Annotated in this window: 20 protein-coding genes; 10 read left to right on the top strand and 10 right to left on the bottom strand. The window is 58.1% G+C overall.

The features are described 5' to 3' along the window. Window positions 1–3: 3 nt before the first annotated feature. On the bottom strand, window positions 4–588 hold the full coding sequence (locus GRO01_RS05115; protein WP_062508201.1) for a HutD/Ves family protein: 585 nt from the start codon (window positions 586–588) through the stop codon (window positions 4–6). Window positions 589–712: 124 nt separating this feature from the next. Here GRO01_RS05115 and hutC point away from each other — a divergent pair, with 124 nt between their 5' ends. Then, complete coding sequence (gene hutC, locus GRO01_RS05110) at window positions 713–1438, top strand: histidine utilization repressor (protein WP_051400805.1); 726 nt, start codon at window positions 713–715, stop codon at window positions 1436–1438. Between the two features lie 95 nt (window positions 1439–1533). Further along, window positions 1534–3024, top strand: coding sequence for an HAL/PAL/TAL family ammonia-lyase (locus tag GRO01_RS05105; protein ID WP_062508199.1), 1491 nt, complete (start codon window positions 1534–1536; stop codon window positions 3022–3024). 9 nt (window positions 3025–3033) lie between these two features. On the opposite strand, the gene GRO01_RS05100 is transcribed toward GRO01_RS05105, so the two are convergent. The 3 genes from GRO01_RS05100 to GRO01_RS05090 all read right to left on the bottom strand — a co-directional run bounded on the left by GRO01_RS05100 (window position 3034) and on the right by GRO01_RS05090 (window position 8438). After that, complete coding sequence (locus tag GRO01_RS05100; RefSeq protein WP_141306843.1) at window positions 3034–4134, bottom strand: hypothetical protein; 1101 nt, start codon at window positions 4132–4134, stop codon at window positions 3034–3036. 171 nt (window positions 4135–4305) lie between these two features. Further along, window positions 4306–5982, bottom strand: a complete 1677-nt coding sequence (hutU, locus tag GRO01_RS05095) for a urocanate hydratase (protein WP_141306921.1) — start codon at window positions 5980–5982, stop codon at window positions 4306–4308. 65 nt (window positions 5983–6047) lie between these two features. Further along, on the bottom strand, window positions 6048–8438 hold the full coding sequence (locus GRO01_RS05090; RefSeq protein WP_062508193.1) for a TonB-dependent receptor: 2391 nt from the start codon (window positions 8436–8438) through the stop codon (window positions 6048–6050). A 451-nt stretch (window positions 8439–8889) separates the two neighbouring features. Here GRO01_RS05090 and GRO01_RS05085 point away from each other — a divergent pair, with 451 nt between their 5' ends. Both GRO01_RS05085 and GRO01_RS13810 read left to right on the top strand, forming a co-directional pair. Beyond that, on the top strand, window positions 8890–9741 hold the full coding sequence (locus tag GRO01_RS05085) for a hypothetical protein (protein WP_141306841.1): 852 nt from the start codon (window positions 8890–8892) through the stop codon (window positions 9739–9741). Continuing rightward, a complete protein-coding gene (locus GRO01_RS13810; RefSeq protein WP_083541286.1) occupies window positions 9624–9902 on the top strand; it encodes a 2OG-Fe(II) oxygenase in 279 nt (92 codons plus the stop codon). The genes GRO01_RS05085 and GRO01_RS13810 overlap by 118 nt, the downstream gene beginning before the upstream one ends. A gap of 14 nt (window positions 9903–9916) precedes the next feature. On the opposite strand, the gene GRO01_RS05075 is transcribed toward GRO01_RS13810, so the two are convergent. Further along, on the bottom strand, window positions 9917–10720 hold the full coding sequence (locus GRO01_RS05075; protein ID WP_062508189.1) for a helix-turn-helix transcriptional regulator: 804 nt from the start codon (window positions 10718–10720) through the stop codon (window positions 9917–9919). Between the two features lie 107 nt (window positions 10721–10827). On the opposite strand from GRO01_RS05075, the gene GRO01_RS05070 reads away from it, so the two are divergent. Next, the gene (locus GRO01_RS05070; RefSeq protein WP_062508296.1) at window positions 10828–12207 is read left to right on the top strand and encodes an aminotransferase class III-fold pyridoxal phosphate-dependent enzyme; all 1380 of its coding nucleotides are present in this window, start codon (window positions 10828–10830) and stop codon (window positions 12205–12207) included. A 15-nt stretch (window positions 12208–12222) separates the two neighbouring features. Here GRO01_RS05070 and GRO01_RS05065 read toward each other — a convergent pair whose 3' ends face one another. From GRO01_RS05065 to GRO01_RS05045, 5 genes are all read right to left on the bottom strand, one after another. Beyond that, a complete protein-coding gene (locus tag GRO01_RS05065; RefSeq protein ID WP_062508187.1) occupies window positions 12223–13164 on the bottom strand; it encodes a 2-hydroxyacid dehydrogenase in 942 nt (313 codons plus the stop codon). Between the two features lie 40 nt (window positions 13165–13204). After that, window positions 13205–14689 carry an aldehyde dehydrogenase gene (locus tag GRO01_RS05060; protein WP_062508185.1) on the bottom strand — a complete coding sequence of 495 codons (1485 nt, stop codon included), beginning with the start codon at window positions 14687–14689 and terminating at the stop codon, window positions 13205–13207. A 62-nt stretch (window positions 14690–14751) separates the two neighbouring features. After that, entirely contained in the window at window positions 14752–15897 is a 1146-nt protein-coding gene (locus GRO01_RS05055; protein ID WP_062508184.1) for an alpha-hydroxy acid oxidase, read from the bottom strand. Between the two features lie 40 nt (window positions 15898–15937). Beyond that, a complete protein-coding gene (locus tag GRO01_RS05050; protein WP_062508182.1) occupies window positions 15938–17566 on the bottom strand; it encodes an amidohydrolase in 1629 nt (542 codons plus the stop codon). Next, window positions 17563–18948, bottom strand: a complete 1386-nt coding sequence (locus GRO01_RS05045) for a purine-cytosine permease family protein (protein ID WP_083541285.1) — start codon at window positions 18946–18948, stop codon at window positions 17563–17565. The genes GRO01_RS05050 and GRO01_RS05045 overlap by 4 nt, the downstream gene beginning before the upstream one ends. A 267-nt stretch (window positions 18949–19215) precedes the next feature. Between GRO01_RS05045 and GRO01_RS05040 the strand changes: the two genes are divergently transcribed. Genes GRO01_RS05040 through GRO01_RS05020 form a run of 5 tightly spaced genes read left to right on the top strand, consistent with a single transcriptional unit; the run spans window position 19216 to window position 25112 of the window. Continuing rightward, window positions 19216–20241: a zinc-dependent alcohol dehydrogenase gene (locus GRO01_RS05040; RefSeq protein WP_062508181.1), complete on the top strand. Its 1026-nt coding sequence runs from the start codon at window positions 19216–19218 to the stop codon at window positions 20239–20241. Between the two features lie 2 nt (window positions 20242–20243). After that, window positions 20244–21002 carry an SDR family NAD(P)-dependent oxidoreductase gene (locus tag GRO01_RS05035; RefSeq protein ID WP_141306837.1) on the top strand — a complete coding sequence of 253 codons (759 nt, stop codon included), beginning with the start codon at window positions 20244–20246 and terminating at the stop codon, window positions 21000–21002. Window positions 21003–21035: 33 nt separating this feature from the next. After that, complete coding sequence (hisD, locus tag GRO01_RS05030) at window positions 21036–22364, top strand: histidinol dehydrogenase (protein WP_062508178.1); 1329 nt, start codon at window positions 21036–21038, stop codon at window positions 22362–22364. Next, entirely contained in the window at window positions 22361–23692 is a 1332-nt protein-coding gene (locus GRO01_RS05025) for a hypothetical protein (RefSeq protein ID WP_062508176.1), read from the top strand. Before hisD ends, GRO01_RS05025 begins: the two co-directional genes overlap by 4 nt. 28 nt (window positions 23693–23720) lie before the next feature. Beyond that, on the top strand, window positions 23721–25112 hold the full coding sequence (locus tag GRO01_RS05020; RefSeq protein WP_141306835.1) for a purine-cytosine permease family protein: 1392 nt from the start codon (window positions 23721–23723) through the stop codon (window positions 25110–25112). Window positions 25113–25178 lie beyond the last annotated feature (66 nt).

Here is a 25178-nt window from a genome sequence, read left to right as displayed (position 1 = left end):
GCGTCAGTCGGGGGCAACACAATACAGAAGGCCGCTCCCGTCCGCTTCCAGCCGACCGCCGCCCCCTTCCGGCAGCACCAGATATTCCCCGGCCCGGCAGGTCTGGGGCTGCCCCGACGTCCCTTTAAACACCCAGCGTCCCCGCACGACGACCAGCGCAGCTCCCCCAGACACATCAAAACCCGGCGCACCTACGGCCCGAACCGCCTCCAACCGCCACGGGCGGCCCGCGGAATGCATCAGGTTCACCACCTGAACCGACCCGTCCACCAGAACGGCTTCGACATCCAGATCGCCAGAAAACGTCAGAATGTCCCCGACCCGGACGACTTCCCGCTCAGTCCCGTCCGAAAGACGAAGCCGCACGCCCTGCCCCGTCAGCAGCGCAATCTGCCTCGAAATCCCTGGAAACCGCGAGAAAGCGCCATCCTGCGTAATCTCCGCAACGCTCAGACGCCACTCTTCGCCAGAGACAATGACCCGTGTCAGGCCGCCACCGTTTTTCCATGCCTGCGCGACAAGGTTTTCAACCGGTTGCGGTCCACGGGACAGCGGGAAAAGATTGTCATTTTCCGGATCCGGCTTCATATGGTCATACGCCTGCTTAGGGGTGTGTCTCACATGTAAGTACAACAACCCGGCAGGATCAGAAATGCTCTCCCGCCTACAGAGGGCAGACCAGTCCTCAAGAGAAGAAAAGGCAGCGGGCGCCGTGTCGCAGATCCTGGACAAGACGAAGACCATCGCACGTTACGAGCAGGTGAAAGCCTTCATCATCGAACGGATCGACTGCGGGGAATGGAAAGTCGGCCACCGCCTTCCCTCCGAACATGAGTTCGTCGAACAGCTCGGCATTTCCCGCATGACGATCCACCGGGCGCTGCGGGAACTAACGGCCGAAGGGATCGTCCGCCGGGCACAGGGAGTCGGCACCTTCGTGGCCCAGCCCGCCAAACGCGTCGAACTTCTGGAAATCCGCGACATCATCGACGACATCGTCGCCAGCGGCCATCAGCACCGCGCCGAAGTCATCGCCGTAGAGACGGTGCGCGCCGACAGCGATCTGGCCACAGCGTTCGAACAGCGCCCCGGCACCCGTCTGTTCCGCTCCCTGATCGTCCATTACGAAGACGATGTGCCCCTTCAGCTTGAAGAACGCTACGTCTCTCCGCATTTCGCCCCGGATTATCTGGAACAGGATTTCACACGCATTAACCCGCACCGCCATCTCTACGGCATCGCAGGGCCGGAAGAGATCGAACATGTGGTTTTCGCCGTCACGCCCCCGCAGGACATCTGCACCCTTCTGCAACTCGACGAACCGGAAGCCTGCCTGCAACTAATGCGCCGCACATGGGTCGACGGCCGTGTCGTCATGAAGGGCATCTTCACTTATTCCGGTAACCGCTACAGCTTCGGAGGGCGCTACCGCCCCTAAAGACAACACCCTGAAAAGACAATGCCCGGCGGATTGACGTCCCCGACATGGCGCCTCTAGAGTTCTCTGTTGTATAGACAACCAAGAGACCCGCCGTGACCGAACTCCTGCTCGATCAGCCTTTCTCTCCGCAGGACATCTGCGACATCGCCCGGAACAGAAAAACGGTCCGGCTGTCGCAGGCAGCGCGGCAGCGGCTTGAGGACGCCAACCGGCGCCTGCGCGTTCTGGTCGAGAGCGAGTCCGCCGCCTATGGCCTCAATACAGGCGTCGGCGGCCTGTCGGACACGCGGATCACGCCCGAAAAGCAGTCCACCCTCTCGCGCAAGATCCTCTTCAGCCATGCCACGGGCCTCGGGCCGCCCCTTAGCGCCGAGGCAACGCGCGCCATCATGGCCTGCGCCGTCAACCAGTACTGTCTGGGCTATTCCGGCCTGCGCGCGGAGATCGTCGATCGCCTCGTTGCCCTCCTCAACCACGATTGCCTGCCGATCGTGCCACGGGACGGATCGGTCGGATATCTTACGCACATGGCCCATATTTCCCTGACCCTGATTGGTCATGGAACACTCCAGATCAATGGCACGGAACAGCCCGCCGCCGAGGTGCTGGAACGGCTCGGTTTCACCCCGCTCGTTCTTGAAGCCAAGGAAGGGCTGTGTCTGGTCAACGGCCTGTCCTGCGCCACCGGAATTGCCAGCCTCGTCGCGGAAGAAGCTGCCACCTGCCTCCACTGGGCAGATCGGATCGCCGCCGCGACTTTTGATGTCCTTGGCGGACAACAGCGCGCCTTCGATCCACGCTCGGCAAACCTGCGCGTCCCGCCCGGCCATCGGGCCGTCTCACACACCCTCAACCAGTATCTGGCAGGTTCCGCCCGCCTCGCGGACGCCCGTGGCCAACGTACACAGGACGCCCTGAGCCTGCGCGCTATCCCCCATATTCATGGATCGGTCCATGACGCCCTGACCGGCATCCGCCACACCGTCACACAGGAACTGCAAAGCCTGTCCGACAACCCTGCCATCCTTGAGGACGAAACAGGCATCAGCGCCTTTTCCGAAGCCCATGCCGTCGGCGCCAGCATCGCCCGCGTCATGGATGAAGCAGCCATCGCGCTGGCTTCCCTCGGCGCCGTCTCCGAACGCCGGCTGGACCGCATGGTCAACCCCCTGCTCAGCCCGTTCCCGGCCTTCCTGTCGAGCGATTCCGGAACCGGAAGCGGCTTCATGATCGCCCAATACACGGCCGCCTCACTTGTCAGCGCCAACCGCCGTAATGCTCTACCAGCCAGTCTGGACGGCGGCATTACCTCAGGGCTTCAGGAAGATATTTTGGTGCATGCAACACCCGCCGCCCTCAAGGCGCGGGACGTTATCACCAATACACGCTCCATTCTTGCCATAGAACTGCTGGCCCTCTGTCAGGCCATGGATCTCGCAGACCTCGCTCAGGAAGTCGCTCCTCATACACTGGCTCTCTACAACAGCGTCAGAGCCATTATACCCCTCTATGAAGAAGACCGTCCTTTGGCTACCGATATCGCCCGCCTCGAAGCTCTGATGCAGGAAGGCCCTTCCCGCTGATGCCAGAATTCAGCAGGCTTCGATCAGAGGAGCATCCTGCCCTGCATTCTCTTCGGACTGCCGGATTTCCCTGAGCAGCACCGGCAAGCCGAACGGGATACTGACAACACAGGCCGCACAGCCTGCAATGCCCAGCATCGTAAAGGAGGAATGATCAATGATCAGCCCTCCAAGCGGCGCCCCCAGAGCATATCCCATACGATCCATGCCACCACAGAACGTTCCGGTCCGCCCGGTATGGTCCAGCGCAGCCGCACTCCCGAGCAGCCACGCATAGGACAGCATGGAGCAGTTCCAGTAGATGATGACGCCCGCCGTATAGCTCCAAGAATCCCACGCTGAACACGCAAGAAGACCCCCGACGCCCGTTCCCACGAGCGTCAAAGGCAGAATGATCTCCCGGCGAAGACTGCCGGCCAGCGCTCCGACAACGAAGCTGACCAGAACACTCGACACGATCCCTACCGTCGAGAGAAAGACAATATAGTCGGCTGAAAGATGAATGGCCCGGCCAACGCGTTCGGCAAAAGACCACGCCATACTTGATCCCAGAGACGATCCGACCCAGATAAACAGCAGGGCCGCCCTGCCAGACGTCAGACGCATTTTTTCCGTGCTCTGGCGGGTTGGGAGCGGCGGGGCATGACGCAGCGTCACCATGAAAGGCGCAATAAGCGCAACAATGGCCGCGATACCAACAAACACACCCAGTTCGCCAAAGCTCCGGGTTGCGTAAGGAATGGCATCGATCACCGCAACAAGAACGATAAGTCCCCCACCGTTCGAAATGGCGTACATCCGGTCCGGATTCTTACTCGCCGATGCCGCACAGACATAGGACCGGCCCAGAAATGCCTCTCCCAGCCCAAAGAGAATGGCACAGCCCCATGTCCACACCGATGATGCAGGGCCAGCCGCCGTCAGGAGCGACGAAATGGCCGCCAGCCCTGCCCCCAGAAAAGCTGTCATGACAACCGAAACCCGCCCTTTCAGACGGGACAGCACCATCATGAAAACCGCAAAGGCCATGATTTCGAAAAAGCCGAACATCCCCGCCCGACTGGCGGACTGATGCAGCCCTGACATCAGTGCATCAATCTGAAAGGGCATGACAGATGAACCGAGATAAGCGCATCCGGAGCAGATACTGAGCCCCAGAGCGAGAAGCAGAAGCTGCCGGCCCGGGAAAGAACGGGCCGCGTTTATCCCTGTCATAATGATCGCAGTTATCCTGTCATAATCAAAAAAAGCGCATTCCCGAAAGAATGCGCCTTTGAGGCCTCATTTCTTGTTCGTAATCATGGGCAGGTTCAAGCCCTTTTCATGCGCACAGGAAACAGCAATGTCGTAGCCGGCATCGGCATGACGCATCACACCTGTGGCCGGGTCGTTCCACAGCACACGCCCCAGACGGGCCGCGGCATCTTCCGTCCCGTCAGCTACGATGACCATGCCCGAATGCTGGGAAAATCCCATACCGACACCGCCGCCATGGTGCAGCGACACCCACGTCGCGCCCGAAGCGGTATTGAGCAGCGCATTCAGCAACGGCCAGTCGGAAACAGCATCCGACCCGTCACGCATAGCCTCCGTTTCACGATTGGGACTGGCCACCGAACCACTGTCCAGATGATCGCGCCCGATTACGATCGGAGCCTTCAGCTCTCCGTTGGCCACCATCTCATTGAACGCCAGACCCAGCCGGTGACGGTCCCCGAGACCCACCCAGCAGATCCGGGACGGAAGGCCCTGGAACTGGATTTTCTCCCGCGCCATATCGAGCCAGTTGTGCAGATGCTTGTCGTCCGGAAGCAGTTCCTTGACCTTCGCATCCGTCTTGTAGATGTCCTCCGGATCACCCGACAGCGCCGCCCAGCGGAACGGACCAATCCCCCGGCAGAACAGCGGCCGGATATAGGCAGGGACGAAACCCGGGAAGGCAAAGGCATCTTCCAGCCCTTCTTCCAGCGCCATCTGGCGGATATTGTTGCCGTAATCGAACGTTGGCACGCCCATTCGGTGAAATGCCACCATGGCCTCGACCTGAAGGCGCATGGATTCCCGCGCGGCCTTCTCAACCGCCGCCGGGTCCGTGATCCGCAGCTTCTCCGCCTTTTCCAGAGACCAGCCGGCCGGCAGATAGCCGTTCAGCGGATCATGAGCGGATGTCTGGTCCGTCACCCCATCCGGACGGATGCCACGCCGCACCAGTTCCGGGAAAACTTCCGCAGCATTCCCCAGAAGTCCCACGGAAACGGCCTCACCCTTCGCACAGGCGTCATGAATGATTTCCAGCGCCTCATCCAGATCCTGCACCTGCCGGTCCAGATACCCCGTCTCCAGACGCTTCTGGATACGGGAGGGCTCACATTCCACTGCAAGCATGGACGCCCCTGCCATCACGGCGGCCAGCGGCTGCGCACCGCTCATACCCCCCAGACCACCTGTCAGGATCCAGCGGCCCTTGAGGTCACTACCATAATACTGACGGCCCATTTCAACGAACGTCTCGTACGTTCCCTGAACGATCCCCTGACTTCCGATATAGATCCAGGATCCGGCCGTCATCTGGCCGTACATCATCAGACCCGCCCGATCGAGTTCGTTGAACTTCTCCCAAGTGGCCCAGTGCGGCACGAGGTTGGAATTCGCAATCAATACACGTGGCGCATTGGAATGCGTCCGGAACACCCCAACCGGCTTTCCGGATTGCACAACCAGAGTCTCTTCGTCGCCGAGATCCCGCAGACATTCCACAATCCGGTCATAGCAGTCCCAGTTCCGCGCGGCCCGGCCGATCCCGCCATAGACAACAAGCTCCGAAGGTTTCTCTGCAACTTCCGGATCGAGGTTGTTCATCAGCATCCGCATGGCCGCTTCAGTCTGCCATGACTTCGCAGTGATTTCGGAGCCATGGTCGGCACGGATCACACGATCATTCGACAGGCGGGAAGACACGGAAGGAGAATTGACCATGAGTAAGGTCTCCATTTTCACAGGAACAGAAAGAGGTTTGGAAAAGTTCAGAAGCCGGCCGCTACGGTCATCGCAGTCGTAAATCGCGGCGCGATGTAATATCCGGGAGAACTTCCATCAATAGAGGTCCCGTAAATGCCCCTTGCGGTCTGGGCATCCAACTGGGGCGACGCAATACCGGACAGGACTTTCTCGTCTGTCAGGTTGATGAACGCGACCCGGATTTCCGGATGTTTGACAAACCCGACACTCGGCAGCCGATATCCCAGCGAGAGGTTGAACGTCTTGTAAGCGGGCATTTTCTCGTCGTTCATGAACGTCGAATACTGGGCCCCGGTGTACTTGAACGAAAATGTCCCGAAGAAATTCTTGTAGTCATACACAAGACCGAAAGAGCCTTGGAACGAAGGGCTTCGAACTGCCGTTTTACCAGCCGTCGGCAGATAGTCGTTTCCGACCTGAATATTGTTGTCGATGGTCGCATGAAGATATTCGACGGAAACATACGGGGAGAAGCCATAAAACGGCATCAGCCCGGCTTCGAAATCCACACCGCGGGACGTCTGCCCCCCACCATTGATCGTCGAATAGACGGGGACGTTGTTCACATAACGTAGGCTGGAAACCTGACGGTTCGTGAAGTTGTAGTTGAACAGCGCCAGACTGGCATGAACGATTTTGTCCTGATAGCGATATCCAAGTTCTTCTGAGATCGAATATTCAGGTTTGATTGCCGGGTTACCCTGCGTTGAAACTGCCCCGCCGGAATAGGAATTGTACAGGGTGTCATCAATCGGCATCAATGTATTGGTGCTCGCATTGATAAAGACCTGATTGTGAGAATCAATTTTGTACGTGGCGGAAACACGGGGCAGCGGCTGGAAGTTATTGGCGCCCACATGATACTGCGTACCAGGCAGACCATTGGTTCCCGCCTTGCTCATCATCAGCGTCTTGATGCCACCCACAATCTTCAGGCGATCATTGAGAAGCGAAATCTCGTCCTGCAGATAAAGCGCATTCGTCTGGGTAACGGTATGTTCTTTCTCCGCAAGATATGGCTGACCATTTCCCATGGTCACATTCTGCAGGCTCCAGGCCGAAGCAGCATTCCCGATCGAATCAACCGACGAAAACGGCATCGACAGGTCATCAACGCTATACTGATACCAGTATCCCAGCGTCACTTTCTGAACACCGAACTGGCGTGAAAGCGATGCGTTGAAGCCACCTACGGACTGCACACCCACATAATCGCTTCGTACGCTTCCGCCCGAGGCCTGAGCGTCCGGAATACTTACGGAAACAGGCTCTGTCCCATAATAATTACCATCAGAGGAGAGTGTGGAAGACGCCGGAGAATTCTGCATCGCATACAGGAAATACGGCGTGACATTGAGCTTCACCTTGCCTGGAAGCGTAAAGTCGGAAGGGAGACTCATCATGATCTGCTCCCATTTCCAGCGGTTCTGACGCCAGTAATCTGAGCTTCCGGGTGAAAATGTGCCGTTCCAGGCATAACTCCGCCCTGAAGCCTGCCAGTCAGCAAGTGTCGGGTTCGGATTGTACATGTAGTTCATATCAACATAGGAACCGACCAGCTTCATCTGGTCCCCGTTCGCAAATTCCTTCTTGAACCCGAAATCGATATGTCGGCGCATCTGTCGTCCCGGTCCGAGAGAATTTTTCGCAGTCCCGTTGGAAAAAGAGACATAAGCTGACAGACCGGTATTTCCGATATCCCCGGTATCAAAGCGTCCATAGAAACGCTGCAGGTTCAATGTCCCGTAACTGTAGTCGATCAGGCCGCCCATTTTATGGGCAGGATCGCGCATTGAGGTCGTGACCTGCCCGCCTGACGCATTGACCACAGGCGCGGTAATGGACGACGACCCCTGCGTCAGGCTGACTGAATCAATATCTTCTCCATCGGCCCAGTAGGTCGGATAACCATTGTAAGTTTCGATATCGTTGACAGGCATCCCTTCCCAGACCTGCCCGATCTCGTTCCCACCAAGTCCACGCACGCTGAGCAGGGAATTGGCTGCAAACCCATAAGGATCACTCTGGGAAAGATTGGCGCCCGGAGCAAGCGAAACCGCCTGATAGGCCGTCGTCGTCGAAGCCTGCTTGTTGATATATTCCGAGGTCACGGTGCTGCGCATGTCGCCGCCCGTCTGAACGGCCATCAGACCACCACCCGCAATATGACGGACCTTGCCATACGCTCCATTCTCACCCGCCGCGTGAACGGAGATGACTTCAGAACTCTGCGCGCTGACAGCATGAGGCTTTTTTTTCGTCGAAGCCCCAGCGGAGTGTGTCTGCAGATGGGGATGCGTATGTGTCAGTGATGCAGCCCCTGCCAGTGAGGTCGACGCCATAAACGTCATGGTGGAAAGGGCGACACAAGCATGACGGCGTTTGACGATTGGCATGGCACCTGCTCGGGATTATTTTCGTATCGAAGTCACAATGTCATGTCTGGTTGCATATGCAACTGTTTTATTCCCATAACATGACCAGACATAACAAGGAGAATGGCTATAGAATTTATATTTATGTTATTTATCAGTATTTTATATCCGATAAGTTCGTTCCAAAAAAAATTATCCTGCCCTTCTGGCGTGTCTAAATACGACAATCATTATGCTGGCCACGGTAAGGTGCCCACCCGTACAAACCGCTGAAAAACCTTAGAAATCCGCTATTTTTAGGCAGGAATATCAGATTCTTAGTTTTTGGAATCTCTTCTCCTTTTTGAAACCGTGATCTTTTGATCTGATAAAAGCCTTAACCATTTCCATGTTGTATATACATATGGATCTTGTGGTCAGCGAGCGCTTTAGGCATGCTCTTTTTCAAAATCTTCTGCCCATGAGAGCGCGTATGTCCTGGACCACGGCTGAAACAGGCGATCCCATTTCGCCCTTCGTACAAAAAGCAAGCACCAGCTCAGGCGCGCTCTCTTTCGACATGACCGGCGGACACCGAAGCCTGCTGTTTTTCTTTTCGTCTTCAACTGACCCTGTGGTCGAAAACGTCCTTCAGCAGCTCTCAAATTATGCCAACATCCTGAATCGTAAAGACTGCCTGTTTCTGGGTGTCACTCTCGACGCGGCCGACAGGGAAAAACTCAAAGCCCGGACAGATCTTAAATCGGTCTGTTTCCTTTATGATGCTGACCGCACCTGTCATGATGCATTTGGGGTCACTGCGAATACACACCCAGGCTGGATCGAACTTGATCCGATGATGCGTGTCCTGAGCACTCACCTTCACAGTCCCGGACTGGAACAGCTCCTGTTCCCGGCATTATTGCAAAAGGCCACGGCTCCGCCTCCGCTGCTCAACATGCCTGTTCCGGTACTCATGCTCGACCATGTCCTTGAACCGGCATTCTGTGAGACCCTGATCCAGTATCACCTGTCTCACAATCCCCAACCCTCTCCCATCCTGACTTCTGATGCCGCAGGAAATCCAGTCCGGACCATCGCTTCCAGCTTTAAACGACGACTGGATACCCCCTGCGCCACCGCCAGATCGTTACGGATCTACAGAACCGCATCATCCGCCGCGTCGTACCGGAAATCTTCCGGGCCTTCCGTTTTCAGGCCACGCAAATGGATAGAATGCTGGTCAGTTCCTACGACGCTACTGACAGCGGCTTCTTCGACGCCCACCGCGACAATACGGTCCCCAGCTCCGCGCATCGGCAGTTTGCAGTCTCACTCAATCTGAATGAGGGATACGAAGGAGGAGAGCTGGTCTTCCCTGAATTCGGCCAACAGACATTCAAAGCTCCCGCAGGTGGCGCCGTTGTATTTTCGTGCACCCTCCTGCATGCCGTTCAGCCGGTCACAGCAGGCAGGAGATATGCCTGCCTTCCGTTCGTTTACTAGGCTCTACCACCCAATTATCGTTCACCGAGCCTGACCAATATCGGCATCATCATTGCAAAGAGCTCAGCCTGCGATGAAATGGAACATCGCATATAGATCTGTTTGCGGAACACTTTCACAGTCTGCACACTGACACCCATGAGCTTTGCAATCGAACCGGAGGAATGTCCGCGCAGGATCAGCAAAGCTGTTTGTGACTGACGCGCCGTCAGCACCACTCCGTATGTCTTCCTGAACTGCTCCCAGAACTGCGTCATGGCATTTTCTCCATCACGCACGCACTCACCCTGCTCCTCCGCAAGATCAGACCAGTGTCGAACAGCCAGAGCCTCAGCAACCGGCCGGATTGCCAACGCCTTCTCCCACTCCTCAGGCACGAATTTCCTGCCGGAACTGATATCGCGCCCCAGACAGATATGAATGGATAGTTCAGCAGAGACCCGGACCAGATACGTCATCTCATCCAGAATATTCGTGTCCCTGTAGTATTTCAGGTAGTAATCCGACTGGGAAAAATAGTCCGGAGCAATATCCTCGAGGCGATACAATCCGGAAGATGCGCCTGCCCTGTCCACAACAAAGAATGGATCAAGCAGATAAATGCCTGCGCAGTAGGCACTGTCAAAACTGGCGTGAACGCTTGTCTCTTTCGAATGGGCAAACAGACATCTCGGCCGCCCCTCTCCCACATATGCAAGAACAGTCAGATTATCGATCGGGACACAACTCTCAAACCACGCCACAAACTGCTGTTCAAATGCAGCCGTCATCAGAGCCGAAATGACGGCACCAAGCTGCTGTTCCTGCTGATCTGACACCCGGCTTATACCCCTTTAGGGCAATATACTTCCCATCTGGCAGTACCCTACCATCACGTATCAGAGGCTGCACCCCGGAGCAGCGAATTCGGATGGAAGAGATGCACATGTCGTCCACATTACCCCAGACCACAGATGATATTCTCGCGGCAGATGCACATCTCGTTCAGTCCTGGGCTGATCTCAACGGCCTGAAAGAACCCCATGCACGCACTGCCATCGTCGCTGCAAAAGGCGTCATGGTACGCGACAGCAACGGTCATGAACTGATCGACGGAATTGGCGGCCTGTGGTGCGTCAATGTCGGCCACGGACGCCATGAGATCATCGATGCCATCTCAAACCAACTCTCAACTCTGGATTTTTATTCAACCTTTTACACCTTCACGCATCCCACAGCAGCCGCACTGGCCCGAAAGCTGGCAGAACTGGCACCGGGAAACCTGAACCGCGTGCATTTCTCCACTTCGGGCTCGGATGCCAATGATGGTGCCGTGCGCATCCTGCATCACTATTACGAGCGTCTGGGCAAGCCCAGCAAAAAACTCGTCCTGAGCCGCCATGGGGCCTATCACGGCTCGACCTATCTCTCGATCGCAATGACGACACCAGCCTACTCGAAGGGGTGGTCAAAAGCCGAAGGGATCGTGCACCACCTGAAAAAGCCGCATTACTGGCGCGAGGGCGCGAACATGACGGAAGCAGAATTCACAGACCTGCTCGTCGCAGACATGCGCCACGAAATCGAACGCCTCGGCTCCGAAAACATCGCGTGCTTCATTGGTGAACCCATCATGGGGGCGGGAGGCGTCATCGTCCCTCCCAAAGGATACCACAAACGCATTCAGGCACTCTGTCGGGAATACGACATCAAATTTATCGCGGACGAAGTGGTCACCGCCTTCGGGCGCCTCGGTCACTTCTTCGCATCCAAAGCGGTTTTTGACACCCAGCCGGACATCATCACCGTGGCCAAGGGTGTCACCTCCGGCTACCAGCCCCTCGCCGCCACCATCATGACTGACGAGATTTATGACGTGGTTTCAGGCCCCGATGGCGTCTTCACCCACGGCATGACCTATGCCGGTCATCCCGCCGCCGCTGCCGCCGGTCTGGCCAACATCGCTCTGATGGAGGCTGAACAGATCCCCGAACGGGCAGGCGTAACCGGAAAGATTTTCGAAAACACACTACGTACGCTGGAAGACATCGACATCGTAGGCGAAGTGCGTGGCAGCCACTTCATGATGGGCATCGAATTCGTCAGGGACAAAGCCAGCAAAACTCTCTTTGACACAAAGCTCAACATCGGCATGCTGGTCGCGCGCAAGGCTCAGGAAAAAGGCCTTGTCGCACGCCCTCTGGGACATATCCTGATCCTGTCCCCTCCATTGACCCTCTCGGAAGAACAGATTGCCAAAATCGGGGGGATCCTCCGTGAAAGCATCACAGAGGTCATGAACGAACTTCCGAAAAACTGCCGGTAACACCCGGCACGACCCTCAGTACCCCCATTCGGGATGATAGGTCAGCGCGGGGATTTTGCCCGCCTCTATCTCCCGGATCGTCTGGGCCACATAGGTCGCCTGCATCCTGCACGAAGCCTCCGCCGCAACATGTGGGGTGACGAAAACCTTCGGATGCTCCCAGAACACGGCATCCTTTTCGAGCGGCTCCTGAGCAAAGACATCCAGTACGGCCCCGCGCATGCGCCCTGCATCCAGAGCCGAAACCAGATCATCCGCCACCACCTGATCGCCACGCCCGACATTGATCAGACTGGCGCCGGGCTTCAGATGTGACAGGAATTCCGCATCAATCAGCCCCCGCGTCTGCGGCGTACTGGGCAGAAGATTGACCAGAATATCCGTCTTTCCCAGAAGCTCCACCTTGCCGTCTTCCCCAAAATACAGCGGAATATCCTCAACCGGCCGCGCACGCCGGCACCAGGCCGAAACCTGAAATCCGGCTTTTGCCAGCCTCTGCGCCACAGCCGACCCAAGATTGCCGTATCCCAGAATACCGATCGTGGTTTCTGCACTCGTGCGATATTCAAGATTACGCCGCCAGACTTTCTTTTCCTGCTGCAAGGCCCATGTCCGCGTATCCCGCAGCAGCGCCACGATCGCCCACAAGACATAGTCCGCCATCAGAACTGCGGTCTGGTCTCCGCCCATCCGCACCAGCATGACGTCTTTTGGAAAATCTGGCCGCCCGACCAACTGATTGACGCCCGCCCCACTACACAAAATGGCGCGCATATGCCGCATCTTGGCCATTTCTCCGGGAGCAGGATCCCAGACCAGCGCATAATCAGCCTTTGCCGGATCAAATGTCGGATCAAACCATGAAACCGTCTGAAGGTCAGGCGCTACTTCACGAAAGGCGTTGCGCCAGTTTTCCCAGGCGGCAGGACCTTCAGCGCTGACGGCAAGCGTTACCATTAGATTTCCCCGCAAAATGTCATCACGACCCCAAAACGACTCAGTATTTTATCCAGACCGTTTTGAGCGCTGAGTATTTATCAAAGCTGTGAAGCGAGAGATCGCGTCCGAAGCCGGACTGCTTCATCCCGCCAAAAGGCGTCATTGGAGACAGAGCATCCACTGTATTGATCGACACTGTCCCGGCATTGAGCCCGTCCGATACACTCAGCGCCCGCGTCAGATCCTGCGTCCAAACGGATGCTGCAAGACCATAAGGCGTGTCGTTGGCCAGAGTGACGGCTTCCGCCTCGTCCCGGAAAGTCTGAACAACCAGAACCGGCCCGAAGATCTCCTCGCGCGCAATCAGGGCATCATGCGGAACATCTGCAAAAATCGTCGGCTGGATGTAGGCTTTCGATGCCCCGCGGCTCAACTGGCCGCCCCCAGTCACAAGCCGGCCGCTCTCACGCCCCGCCGCAACAAACCCGGCCACACGGTCCGCATGCTCCGCCGACGCCATCGGTCCCAGCCGGGTGGACGGATCCAGAGGATCTCCGGGAACAAGCATCTCGGCCTTCGCCTTCACGCGTTCGATCATGTCCTGCGCGATCGACTCATGCACCAGCAGACGCGAATTCGCTGAACAGACCTGTCCCTGATTGAAAAAGATCCCCCAGGCCGCCTTCTCCGCCGCCGCGTCCAGATCAGCATCGGGGAAGACCAGACACGGGCTCTTTCCCCCGGTCTCAAGCCAGACCTGCTTCATATTGCTGTCACCGGCATAGCCCTGGAACAGCTTCCCGATTTCCGTCGAGCCGGTAAATGCCAGACAGTCCACATCAGGATGCAGACCCAGCGCACGGCCAGCCTCATGTCCGAATCCTGGCACAACATTCAGAACGCCATCTGGAAGGCCGGCTTCGGATGCAAGTTCCGCAAGACGCAATGCGGAGAGCGGCGACTGCTCGGCGGGCTTGAGTACAACGGAATTGCCTACAGCCAGAGCTGGAGCAATTTTCCAAATCGCCAGATCAAGCGGGAAATTCCACGGAACAACCACGCCCACGACCCCAAGCGGAACCCGCCGCACCATCGCAAGATCCCGCCCACCCGTCGGAGCGATCTCGTCATACAGCTTGTCGATGGCTTCGGCATGCCACTGAAGAATGGCCGCCGCCCCAGGAACATCAATCGTGAGCGTGTCTGAAATCGGCTTCCCGACATCCAGAGTGCCCAGAAGCGCCAGTTCTTCAAGATTATCCCGCAGAAGCTGAGCCCAGCGCAGCAGAACGGCCTTGCGCTCCGCAGGCGTCATCCCGGCCCAGACACCACTCGCAAATGCGGACCGCCCACTGACGACAGCCCGGTCGACATCCTTGGCGTCGCCCCTCGCCACACGGGTCAGAACAGCAGCCGTTGCAGGATTGAGCGTATCAAAACGCTGTCCGGAAACGGCAGGAACAAACCGGCCGTCAGTCCAGCAGTCATTGCGAAAAGACAGCTCGGCAGCACGCTTAGTGTAAAACTCGGTACTTTTCGTCATACGGTCGGCTCTCTTTTTCGTCTCGGAGACATTCCGCGGACGTTCTGCCCGGATATGTCAGACTATAGTTCCCACAGGGCATCCGGCCCGCGCCTGCGCAGCGCGGCAATGTCTTCGAGACCGGCCAGCCCCAGAATATCCACAACTTCCTGAGACAGCGCCCTGATGGCGTTTTCAACGGACGTCTCGCCCCCGGCAGCCAGGGCCCAGGCCCACGGACGCCCTATGGATACGGCCGTCGCTCCAAGCGCCAACGCCATGACAACGTCCCCGCCACGGCGGATTCCACTATCAAGAACGATGTCGCCCTTCCCCGCTACGGCCGCCGCAATCTGCGGCAGAACGTCGAGCGTGGCAGGAGCCGGGTCCATCTGGCGTCCCCCGTGATTGGAGACGATCACACCATCCGCACCCGCCTCAATGGCAACACGGGCATCTTCCGGATGCATGACACCCTTCACAACAAGCTGCCCCTTCCATTCGCTCCTGAGCCATTCAAGGTCTGTGCGGTCGAGCGTGGGATCAATCTGGGCTGCCATTTCCTTGGCCTGCCCCATGATGCCATGTGCGGTGGTATATCCTGCAAGATTGCCGATCGCAGGCGTGCCGCGCCCCACCATGCCCAAACACCAGCGGGGATGAGCAAGCAGCCCCGCCATCTGCATGAGCGTAGGGCGGGAGAGATGACGGAAGCCATTGCGGACATCCCGCTCCCGAACTGGCGTAATGGCCGTATCCACCGTCACGATAATGCCGTCGATGCCGCACTGCGCGGCCCGTGCCAGCATGTCCCGTGTCAGGGCACGATCCCGGAAAACATAGATCTGCGCGAGCGGTGCTCCCCCGACCTTCGCCACCTTTTCCATGGAATCGATAGCGAAGGTAGAGACAGCCATCCCCACGCCACACCGCAATGCCGCCCGCGCTGCGCCTGCTTCCCGGTCAGGATGAAGCATCCCCGCAAAGCCGACCGGCGCCAGCATAAATGGTGCTTTCCACTGCTGCCCGAAACAATGGACGCCCGCATCCACCGTCTCGACGTTCTTCATCCCCCGCGGCACGATGCCCCATTTCCGGAAAGCCGAACGGTTCCGCGCCATGGTCCATTCCCCATGCGCGCCACCATCGACGTAATCCGCAAACAGCCGTGGAAGGCGCCGCCTCGCGGATGCGGCAACACTGGAAAAGACACCGTCATCAAACGGCATATGCAAGAAACTCCGTAAAGGTTTTCATGAGCGCAAACAGCTAAAGGATGCTCTCGGCATCAGGCCGCGCATCATAAACGACCCGCCCCCCAAGCATGGTCATAAGCACGGAGATTTCCGGAATCTGTCCAGGCGGCACATCCGCAGGATCAGAACTCAGCACAACCAGATCCGCCAGCTTCCCGACTTCAATGCTGCCTTCCTGTGCCTCCCGGTGACAGGCAAACGCCCCCGCCGCTGTATAAGCATACAGCGCCTCGGGAACCGTAATGGCCTGCTGCGGAACGAAAGCCGCCCCGCCAGCCAGACTGCGGCGCGTCACGGCCTTGCTGATCCCCCGGAGTGGAGAAAGCGATACGATCGGCCAGTCCGTCCCAAACGCCACGACACTGCCCGCATCCAGAAGCGCCCGGTTCGGGAAAGCCCGCTCCAACTCACTCTCGCGAACCCGCTGGGCCCAGACACCCTGCATCCCCATCCATTCATCGGACGGCGCAACCATGACCGGCTGAAGACACGCAACAGCGCCCAACTCCCTGAATCGGGGAATATCCTCCGCAAATGGGATTTCCACATGCTCGACACGATGCCGCAGCGATCGCGTCATTGCCGGGTCCTGTGCATAAGCATCCAGAGCAAGCTGGATCGCACCACTGCCAATCGCATGCGTCCAGATCTGAAAACCCGCCTCGGAAACCTGCCGAACCGCAGATTTATAGGCCTCAGGCTTCCAGACCAGCGTCCCAGTCTCGTCCGGACGATCCGCATATCCCTGCGGCATGCAGGCGGTATGCGATTCCAGAACTCCGTCCAGAAAGAACTTCACACCATCAAGACTTAGCATCGGGGAATGGTAACGCCGGCGCAAACCCTCAATTTCCGCCAGCCGCTTTTCCGACATCTGCGGCGGGGGCATCTCGACCATGACCCCGATACGACAGGTCAGTTCGCCCAAAGCCTCCATATCTCCCAGAATGGGAAAAAGCCCTTCATCATAAGCCGCGCTTTCGACACGGGTAATCCCGCATCGCGCCATCTCACCCAGCACGCGCTCAAGCCCCTCCCGGACCATCTGCTCATCCATGGGCGGAACATGGGCCGAGACCAGCTTTGCGGCCTCTTCTTTGAGCCACCCTGACGGAGAACCATCCGGCCTCCGGACGATTTCTCCGCCTTCAGGATCCGGCGTAGAAGCATCAATCCCCGCAAGTTCAAGCGCCCTGCTGTTCGCCCATGCCGCATGAGCCATACCCGAACGCAGAAAAACCGGCCGGTCCGGCACGACAGCATCCAGCATCGCGCGGTCAAAACCTTCCGGCGGCAGATCCGGATATCCGTAGCTCCATTCAAGTCCCAGCAGCCAGTCCCGCTCCGGATGCGCGGCCGCAAATGCTTCCACCCTCCTGACAACTTCCGCCATCGTCCTGGCATCCCGCAGACCGATATTGGAAAGATACTCAGCCCCCATCAGCAAGTGAAGATGACTGTCGATAAATCCTGGCAGCACACAAGCACCTCCGAGATCCACCTGTTCCACTTCCCCGGCACAGCTATCCAGAAGCGCATGATGATCGCCAATCCCCGCAATCCGTCCCTCACGGATAAGGATCGCACTCTTGCGCCGCACATTGCCCGGCAACACAACCGTTGCATTGTACAGGATCTTCATGCCCGTTCTCCCCCAGGCAGAACTTTCCGCCGGAACGAACGCTCCGCAAGAATATAAACAGCTGGTGTGAAGATAAGACTGACGACCCAGGAAATATCCACACCACCCAGAAAACGGGCTACGCTCCCGGTGTAAAGATTTGTCGAAAGAAATGGAATCTGAACAACAATTCCTACAACATAACAGGTCAGAGCAGGAACATTGTAATAGCCATAAAGACCACCATCCTTCTTGAAAAAGGATGCAACATCATACTCTCCATGATGAAGAATATAATAATCGGTCAGATTAATGGCTGTCCACGGAATCATCACGGACATCAGAAGCTCCAGAAACTCACTATAAGCTGTCATGAACTGGTCAGCCATGAGTGTTGCCATACCGAACGCAAGCAGCAGAAGAAGAACTGTAACAACAAGCCGCGCGCCTCTGCCATAATGGCGATCCGGCGTGAAGGTCTGCGCCACAGTCAATGTGGACAGCGCTCCACAATAGACATTCATGGCATTCGCTACTGCAATCCCGACTGAAAGTGCCAGAAGAACGGGAACTGTCGTTACGCCCAGGACCGCAGTCAGCGCCTGGATAATATGCGCGCCCCCAGCCACCATCCCGATCGCTGCCCCCAGCCCCATGGCAAGCATCGAACCCGAAACAGATCCCGAAAAACACGCCAGAAATGCATATTTCTCGCTTCTGGGTCCTATCGGAAGATAACGTGAAGAATCAGAAACATACGGCGCATAAGCAATCTGCCACAAAGCGGCAAGCGACAGGGTCCGCAGAATACCCGTCCATTCCCCCTGACCTGCGACCGCCCCATGAACCACGGGATGCACAGATGCCACCTGCCAAAGACAGACGAGCACAGCCGTTCCACAGAGCAGGGTGAGAATACGTGCCGCAATATGAATGACACGATAACCAAGAATGGCAGGCGCCATGGAGAGAAGCTGGATAATCAGGATCGCCGGAAAGCGCCCAAGTCCCGGAAAACAGGCCTGAAGACCTTCTCCGCCCAGAACGAGATTTGAAGCAGCAAACCCGACATACATCAGCACAATGATCGCGGTTACCGGAACGGCTCCAAACAATCCGAACTGACCCCGCGTCTGGATCATCTGCGGCACGCCGAGCCGGGGACCCTGCGCCGCATGAAGCGCCATGAAAATACCACCAACCAGATTGCCGATCAGCAGAGCCAGTAACGCAGGAAACAGGGACAGACCGAACACCGTTGTCGCCAGAGCTCCCGTCACGACCGTCAGCATCATAAGGTTGGGCCCGAACCAGACTGAAAACAGATCCTTTGCAGTCCCATGACGCCGCTCGGGAGGAATAGGGTAAATCGTCTCTGCTTCCAGTGCGCCAATGGTATCCATGGTGCCACTCTCCGTCCTGCTGCCAGTCAATCCGTTGTTCGGAAAAGGCCTGATATTGCCGCAATCCATTGCAACATCAGACCATTATAAAACATATATTCTTCCGCATTGGTAATGTGTTTCTGGTGCATATTTCCCGAAGCCATACCCCGGAAAAAGCTACGCGAAGAACCAGCACCCCGGCCTTTTCATTCCGCCTTCATCATATCTATACCAGAAAGGCGATGTAACGCCCGATTTAAGCCCAAGGGGGAAAGGAAGAGTCTCATGCTTGCCGCTCGCTTCTCCGGGGTCGGAAACATCCGCGTTCTTCCTGTCCAGACCTCTGCAGACCTTCCGGAAGGATCAGTCCGCATCCGGGTCGAAGCCGCCGGAATCTGTGGCTCCGACCTGCATAACTTCCAGACCGGTCAGTGGATCTCCCGCTGTCCCGTCACGCCTGGACATGAATTTTCCGGAATTATTACGCAAATCAGCGGTGACTGTGGCTCCCATACAGTCGGCGAGCACGTCATTGCAGATTCAAGAGTCGGCTGCGGAACCTGTCAGGCCTGCCGGTCGGGTAGGAGAAACCTGTGCCGCAATCTCAGTTTCGTCGGCGAAAGCTGCGACGGCGGGTTCGCACAGGAGGTCATCCTGCCAGCCTCCCAGATCCTGTCCTTCCCCCGCACAATTCCCCTCAGATACGGAGCCCTTGTCGAGCCGCTGTCCGTATCACTGCATGCCGTCAACCGTCTCGATCCAACACCGGAGATACCCGTAATCGTCTGCGGCGGAGGAACCATCGGAGGTCTGGCCGCCCTTCTGCTACGGCAGCGTGGCCATGACGTCTACATCCTTGAACGCAACACAGGCCGGCAGACGCTCCTTGCCGACACCATCGGCAGTATCCCGCTACCGCCCGACGAAGCAGACTGGAACGCCCTGTTCGGCACCGAAGGTCCCGGCTTCATCCTCGACGCCACCGGCTCCACATCCGTTGTGCAGATGGCATGCAGCCGTCTCGCGCCGGGAGGCCGCCTCGTCCTCGCAGGCATTTTCCACCATGCTCCACAGATGGACTTCAATCTCATTGTGGAACACGAACTGGACATCCGGGGCGTCAGCGCCTTCGCCAACGAAATGCCACAGGCCATCATGCTGCTTCCAGAGCTGATCCCAGCTCTTGACCGGCTGGTCACACCGGCTGCGGACCTCACCGATCTGCCAGACCGCTATGCCCACCTGCTCTCAGGCGCAGAAAACCGACTCAAGACCCTGATCGCTCCAAACGGTACGGACGGAACATGGTAGACATGCCCTCACTTTTCTCGCTGACAGGCAAAACAGCTCTCATCACCGGAGGCGGCAGAGGGCTCGGAAAAGCCATGGCGTTCCATCTCGCGCTCTCTGGCGCAAAAGTCTGGATTTCCGGCCGTAACGCCGCAACCCTCGAGGCCACACGCTCCGAAGCCGCATCCTGCGGTCTGGAACTGCATCCGCTCGTCCTGGATGTCAGCAATCTCGGCACAATCCGCAAAGCCTTTTCTCATATTGCCCGTGAGAGTCAGGCTCTCGATATCCTCATCAACAATGCTGGTGACGAAACCCTGCGCGCCTGCGATGACGTGGACGAAGCCCTGTGGGACCGCCTTCTGGATACCAACCTGAAGGGACCGTTTTTCGTGGCACAGCAGGCCGCCCGCCTGATGCGGAACGGGGGCACCATCGTCAACATGGCCTCCCTCACTTCTGCGGCAGGTATCGCAAAAGCCGTCCCCTACAGCGCCTCGAAATCCGGCATCCTCGGCCTGACGCGCAGCCTCGCCGTCGAATGGGCGCCGCGCGACATCCGGGTCAACGCCCTTGCGCCCGGCTACTTCCATACGGACATGACCGACATTTTCTTCCAAGACGACGCATGGCGCGAAAAAATGCTGTCGAACATTCCGCTCGCACGCTTCGGACTGCCGGAAGACCTTGCCGGCCCACTGCAATTCCTCTGCTCCACAGCCTCCGCCTACATCACCGGACAGGTTCTCTATGTGGATGGCGGAACACTCGCCGCTCTCTGATCCTCACACCCCCTGGCTCGAAAGAGATATCCGATGCCTGAAAACATTACGTTCCACGATCTGACCCAGACCGGGACAATCACAGAAGCCCTGCTGCAACGGACAGAGAGTGACCTCTCGGTGTTCTTCGACCGCGTCAAGCCGATCATCGAACGCGTTCGCACCGAAGGCGACGCCGCCCTACGCCATTTCGCACAGGCTTTCGACCGGGTGACCACCCCTGATATGAGCATTAAGGCAACGCCTGAAGAATTCGACGCCGCCTTTGCCAGCATCGAACCCGACGTCCTCGAATCCATCAAATACGGCATCAAGAACATCCGCCGCTTCCACGAGGCCCAGAAGCCCGAGGAAAGCTGGATGATCGAGGTCCAGCCCGGCATCTGGGCCGGCGATCGCAACGTCCCGATCGACTCCGTGGCCTGTTACGTCCCGCGCGGCAAGGGCAGCTTCCCAAGCGTCGTGAACATGACGACCATCCCCGGAAAAGTGGCTGGCGTCCCCCGCCTGATCATCGTGACACCCCCGTCCCCCGACGGCACCGTCGATGCCGGCACTCTCGTGGCCGCCCGCCTGATCGGCGTTGAGGACGTCTACAAATGCGGTGGCGCACAGGCCGTCGCCGCCGTCGCCTTCGGAACGGAAACCGTGCCCGCCTGCGCCAAGATCGTCGGCCCCGGCAGCCCGTATGTCGTCGCCGCCAAGCGACTGCTGTCCGACCGGATCGATCCCGGCATCCCCGCAGGGCCCAGCGAAAGCATCATCCTGACTGATGACAGTGTCGATCCGGTTCTGGCTGCGCTGGACCTCATCATCGAGTCTGAACATGGCCCCGATTCCTCTGCGTGGCTCGTCACCAGCAGCCGCCGCGTTGCCGAAGGCGTCATTGCCGCGCTGCCCACGCACTGGGCCGAAATGGACCCCAAACGCGCCGAGTTCTCCCGCGCCGTTCTGGGCGGCTCCCATGGCGGTGTCATCCTGACGAAGGACTTCAGCGCCGCCGTCGATTTCACGAACGCCTACGCACCTGAACATCTGGAAATCCTGACGGTCGATCCGATGGCAGACCTCGGCCGCATCCGCAACGCTGGCGAAGTCCTGCTCGGCACGGCCTCTCCCGTCACGCTCTGCAATTACGTCCTCGGTCCGAACGCCGTTCTTCCCACGAACCGTGCCGCCCGGACTCACTCCCCGCTGTCGGTCCATGATTTCATGAAGCGCATGTCCTTCGCCCGCGTCTCGCCGGAAGCCTATCCGGAAGCCGCACGCCATGCGGAACGGTTCGCCCGCTACGAGAACTTCTCCGGGCATGCCCGCGCCGTCTCCTCAGCCCGCCCCATGCCGAAGCTTGAACCGCGATGACAGCCGAAACCGCCAGCGCGGCCGAAATCCTTGCCGCAGCCCGAAGCGGGAATTCCGTTCTCGCAAAGGCCCTTTTGTCACGAATGATAGAAGAGGAGTTCGGCTTCCGGATCACGGAAGTCGTTCTCGGCGCGGATGATTACAGCCTGAACTCCGTCAACGGGTTCATGACCCGTGCCGATGGAGAACAGTTTTTCTTCAAGTTCCATCATGAAGAAAACGAGGATTCCGTCCTTCAGGAATTCTACAGGGGCGAAATCCTTCTGGACGCTGGCTTTCCTGTTGATATGCCCGCTTATGTTTGCCGTCGCGTGGGACGGCAGATTCTGCTCTATGCCCGCAAGACCATTCCCAAACTTGCCGATGCCGCCCGCGCGGCCGATCACGGCACGTCTCTGCCCGGCGCGGAAAAACCTGCCCTCATACAGGCCCAGCAGGAACTGGATCAGCTGAGCGCCACGCTCTACCTGCGCTCATGGCACCCGATCACCGCAAAACAGAGCGCGGACGAACCGATCCACCAGCTCTTTCACCATCGCCTCACTTCTCCCGGTCAACCCTTCGGAACGCTCGGAGGTCGGGCGGCAAGGTTCTTCGCCCCGGAACGGGAATTCATCTTCCCCGGCACCGTCCTGACCGGCAGCAAGCTTCTCGAACTGAACTGGGTGATCGACGGCGTCCGCTATGACCGGACCCTGAAGGACTGTTTCCACAAGGCACTGAGCACTCTATCTCCTGAAAGCCTCGCGCGTAGCGGCGGTGTCGTGGCCCACGGAGATGCGCATAATGCCAATGTCTGGTTCAACCCCGACAGCACCAGCCTGACCCTGTTCGATCCAGCCTTTGCCGGGCGCCATATTCCCGCCCTGCTGGCGGAGATCAAGGCCACGTTTCACAACATCTTCGCCCATCCGGACTGGCTCTACCATTCCGCAGAGCTGACATCGACGCCCGAAATCCGGATCAGTAACAACACCGCTTTCGTCACGACACACTGGTCCCTTACGCCCCTGCGGCGCATCTTTCTGCGCGACAAGGCCCGACTCCTGTGGCGCCCCCTTCTAAAAGGACTGGCGGAGCGCAATGCTCTTCCTGCGCACTGGCGCGAAACAATCCGGTCTGGCCTGTTCTGCTGTCCAACCCTGGTGATGGATCTCTGCGCCCGTTCGGTCACGAACCCCACAAGCCGACATACCCCCGCTTCGTCCCTGACAGGACTCGCCATCTCCATGATGTGCGGCGCCGAGCCTGACGGGGAAGATGTGATCTCATGCTTTCTGGGGGCTATCGACCCGGCCAATACAATGCCACAGTGGAACGATATCTGATCCGGCAAGCAGGAAAGATCCATCCTTTATGAGCCCTTTCCAGGACAAGGCAGCCCCGGAGCACACGACGCCGACATTCGCCGTCGAAAACGAAACGATCTTTCCTGTTCCGGAAGACCGCCGACATGGGAACGCCTGGTCGCTCCTGATGGTCTGGATCGGCGCAAACCAGAACATCATGGCCATCATGACAGGCCTGATCTACCCGAATATCTGCCATCTCTCCCTTGGCTGGTCCCTGCTCGCCATTCTGTCTGGCAATCTGCTGGGGGGCATCTTCATGGCCCTTCACGCCGCCCAGGGGCCTCATCTCGGCATTCCCCAGATGCAGCAGACACGCGGGCAGTTCGGCTCGACAGGAAGCCTGCTGATCATTGCCATCATCATCCTGATGTATATCGGCTTCACTTCTACGTTCTTCGCCATCAGCCGAGAACAGATAGTGCAGGTGTTCGGAACTTCCGTCAGCCAGCTCCCGATATGGATTTCCGTCATCGTGATAGGCGCCCTCTGCGCCATCGGCCACGACGTGATCGAACGTTTCATCTCCGGCTTCATTCCTGTCGCCGCCATCACTTTTGTTCTGCTGGCCTTCGCCTATATGTCCGCATCTGGTGGCCATCTCGCCCAGCCGATGTGGCAGTCCCCCACACCCCACGAGTTCCTGACGGCCCTGTCGCTCGGCGTCCTGTGGCAGATCGCCTATGCCCCCTATGTCTCGGACTATACCCGATACCTTCCCTCGGCGACCGGTGAACGGACAGCATTCCTCGTCTGCCTGGCCGGCAGCGTCATCGGCACTGCCTTTCCGACTTTCATCGGCTCCTATATCGGCAGCACCGGCTTTTCGGGAAACATGTACGATGCCGTAAGGCCCTGGTCTCCCTTTCTGCCGATGGTTCTTTTTGCGGTGATGATGGTCTCGACACTGGTCAGCTGCACGATGCAGATCTACTGCGCCGCGCTCTCCTCCCTGACCTTCCTCCAGACCTTCCGCCCCAACTGGACCCCGACTGGCAGGTCCCGCGCCTTTGCTGCCCTGACCCTGTGCCTCTGCTGCGCCGTCATCACCATCAATCTGAGCGGAAGCGTGCTGGAGATCCTCGACAACGTCATCGCACTGCTGCTCGCGGTCCTCTCTCCTTGGACCGCCATCAATCTCGTTGACTATTATCTGGTCCGGCACGGAGCCTACGATATTCCCTCTCTCTTCCGCCATGATGGCGGCATCTATGGCCGCGCCAACCGCCCAGCCCTGCTGTGCTATGCCATCGGCGTCATCGTACAGATTCCGTTCCTGTCAAACGGTCTTTATACCGGCGCACTCGCCCGCGCCCTTGGTGGGATCGATGTCTCCTGGATCATCGGCATCCTCGTGCCCGGCGTGCTTTATCTGGCTCTGGCGCGGCACAGAACCTGATATTCCGCCCCCGCAAAAGCCTTCTTCGGTTTTTCCGAAGCGCTTCCCCATACATCCCTTCTTTAA

It is taken from the genome of Gluconobacter roseus NBRC 3990, from assembly GCF_006538885.1.
Lineage (GTDB): Bacteria > Pseudomonadota > Alphaproteobacteria > Acetobacterales > Acetobacteraceae > Gluconobacter > Gluconobacter roseus.
The sequence above is the reverse complement of the archived record's forward strand: the minus strand, read 5'-3'. Positions and strand labels throughout refer to the sequence as shown.